Source organism: Streptomyces albidus (ex Kaewkla and Franco 2022) (assembly GCF_013870515.1).
Classification (GTDB): domain Bacteria; phylum Actinomycetota; class Actinomycetes; order Streptomycetales; family Streptomycetaceae; genus Streptomyces; species Streptomyces albidus.
This window is the reverse complement of record NZ_JACBXA010000434.1, coordinates 1-2634: the sequence shown is the minus strand read 5'-3', so window position 1 is coordinate 2634 and position 2634 is coordinate 1. Positions and strand designations below refer to the sequence as shown.

Below are 2634 nucleotides of genomic sequence, written 5' to 3'. Positions count from 1 at the left end.
CCTCCGGGGACCGGCGGTGAGAGTGGCGGCGGGACGGCACCGGCAGGCGCGGCGGTCGAGTCGGCCATGCGGTGACCGCAGACCTCGCACCAGTCGTCGGCCGACGACTGGTGTCCGTTCGGGCAAGTCGGCATGGTGAGTGCCTCCCCCTTGTGCTCCTGGATTTCCGTACCTGCGGTACGCCCCTCAGGGGCTCCGTCACTTCTTCACGCGGACTGTCTTCGTGGACCGCGTCTCGAGCGTCATCTCATCGGCGTCTGCAACCTTCGCCTTCAGCCGAACAGTACCGGTCGCGGCGTCGACCACGTCCACCACCTTCGAAAGCAACTTCGAAGTATCCGCATTTCCGGACTCGCTCGCTAGCTGCACGGCTCGTCCGAGTTTGGACGTTGCGCCCTCTTCGTCGCCGGCTTTCCGCAGATCCAGCCCCTCCTGGATCGCCTGGGCGAGCTCGGCCTGACCGGTGTAGTGCGCGACCTGCGCGTTGATGGAGGTGGTGGCGATCATGTCGTCCGTCCACACCGCCCGGATCAGGCCCTGTCCGAGTGTCCGCGGGGTGCCCCCGTCGGGCGCGGGCAGGATCAGCGCGGCCCGCGCCGCCAGCATCTCCTGCCCGACTTCGGCCGCCGGGACCTCGACGCACACGTGGTAGTCGCGGGACTCCTCGCCCCATGAGCCGGTCGGATAGTCGCCGGCACGCGAACCGGCGTCGGTACGGCGATCGCTCAGGTCCTCGACGGTCGGCGCGACCTGCTTGATGAACTTGATCCGTGAGCCCTGCGGCGTCCACAGGCGCAGCGCCACGTCGGCGACTTCCTTGCCCATGGCGTTCTCCATCATGTGCGTGAAGTCCGCCGCGAGGCCGTCGGGGTCGGCCACGATGTCGGCGGAGCCGAGCAGCGCCGAGGCGATCCCCGTGACCTCCTTGACCTCCCAGTCGGTGCCGACGCCCCTCGCGTCGCAGGTGAAGCGCCCTGTGCACGCCTCCAGCGCCGCCTTCAACTGCTCCGGTTCCTCGTGCTCGTTGCGGCCGTCGGTGAGCAGGACGGCGTGCCGGATGGGGGCGTCGTGCGAGGAGAGGAGTTTCTCGGTCAGCCGCAGCCACGTGCCGATGGCCGTACCGCCGCCGGCGCTGAGCTTCCGCAGCGCCTGCCGGGCCTCTGCGCGGGTGCCGTCGTCGGCGACGGCCAGGCGGCCGCCGCCCGGATAGACCTCCTCGGCCTTGTGCGTTCCCGCGACGACCGCGAAGGAGACGCCCTCGTGCAGGGTCGCGATCGCCGCGGCGGTGGCGTCACGGGCGTTGCGCATCTTCGTCGGCGGGTAGTCCATCGACCCCGAGCAGTCGATCATGATCACGACTGCGGCGTCCGTACGGACCGCACCGGGCAGTGCCGCGGACGAACCGCCCGGATCGGTGCCGGGCAGGGGCAGCCCGCGGGTGGAGGCGCCGCGCGTCGATGTGACCGTGACGATCGCGTTGACTTCCTGCGCGCCCTCCGGCAGGAACTCGTTCTGATAGATCTCCACCGAGAACGGCGGCGCCTGCGGCTGTGCGAAGTCGGCCATCTGTTCCGCTCCTGCTCCGTGACGAAAAGGAGTTGTGAGGAGACGAGGGGCAGGTGGCAGCACACCGCCGTGGAGCTCCCCCGTCGTCACGTGTTCGTCGGTTCAGCGGGGCCGGCGGCGTCCTGGTCGGGGACTGCTGCTCGGCCCTTCCTCCGTGCGTCGCCTCAGGCCGATACGGTCCCTCCCGCCGGTACCGGGAAGGGGACCACGGCCACCGTCACGTTGTCGTGGCCCCCGCCGTCGAGCGCGTAGCCGACCAGGCGCTGCGCCGAGTGCAGCGGACGGGCACGGGCGTCGCCCGGCACCACCGCCGCCATCTGGTCGGCGGACTCGGCGTAGTTCCACAGGCCGTCGGTGCACACGACCACGACGCCCGGCCGGTCCGGCTTGAACGACGCGGTGTGCGGCTCGACCTCGTACGCGTCGGCACCGAGCCAGCCGGTGATGGCGTGCGCGCGTGCGTCGGCGTAGGCCTCGTCCTCGCTCATCAGCCCGGCGGCGACCATCTGGGCGGCCCAGGAGTCGTCCTCGGTGAGCCGGGCCGCCGGAGAGGTGCGGTCCTCGGGCACCCAGTACGCACGGCTGTCGCCGACCCATCCGACGGTGAGGATGCCGTCCGCGACGAGCGCGCTGACGATCGTGCACGCCGGAGCGTTCTTGGAGGGCTCGTTGGGGCCCTCGGTCGCGAGGACGTTGACCGCTTCCGCAGCGACGAGGAGGGCGTCGTGCATGGCCTGCTGTGCGGGAGTGCCGTGCGGGACGGAGTCGCGCATCGACTCGCTCGCCGCCCGTGCGGCGGCGGCCGAGGCGTCGTCCGGGCGCGTGGCTGAGGAGACGCCGTCGCAGACCACCGCGATGGTCGCCGGTGAACCGGCGGGTGTGGCGGACTCGAACAGCCCGAAGAAGTCCTCGTTGCGGTGATGGCGCATGCCACGGTCGCTGGCCGCCGCCACTGACGGCAACTCGGCTTCCATGTGGTCGCGTTCACGGGGCTGCTTGTGCCCGCAGTGCTCGCAGTAGCCGTCGCCGTCGATGGCCCCCGTACCGCAGGCGACGCACCGCGCAACG

The 2634-nt window shown here is 71.0% G+C and carries 2 protein-coding genes and 1 pseudogene; all 3 read right to left on the bottom strand.

Annotated features, from left to right (window positions below; genetic code table 11):
• A pseudogene (locus H5J26_RS31780) lies at positions 1-134 on the bottom strand (forkhead-associated protein); the annotation flags it as partial.
• Positions 135-198: 64 nt separating this feature from the next.
• The gene (locus tag H5J26_RS30180; protein ID WP_181769137.1) at positions 199-1566 is read right to left on the bottom strand and encodes a vWA domain-containing protein; all 1368 of its coding nucleotides are present in this window, start codon (positions 1564-1566) and stop codon (positions 199-201) included.
• Between the two features lie 164 nt (positions 1567-1730).
• On the bottom strand, positions 1731-2634 hold a 904-nt coding region (locus tag H5J26_RS30175), incomplete at its 5' end, for a PP2C family protein-serine/threonine phosphatase (RefSeq protein ID WP_235981247.1).

Coding starts and splice junctions, on each gene's coding strand:
- H5J26_RS30180 (WP_181769137.1), bottom strand. CDS start 1,566: ATGGCCGACTTCGCACAGCCGCAGGCGCCGCCGTTCTCGGTGGAGATC.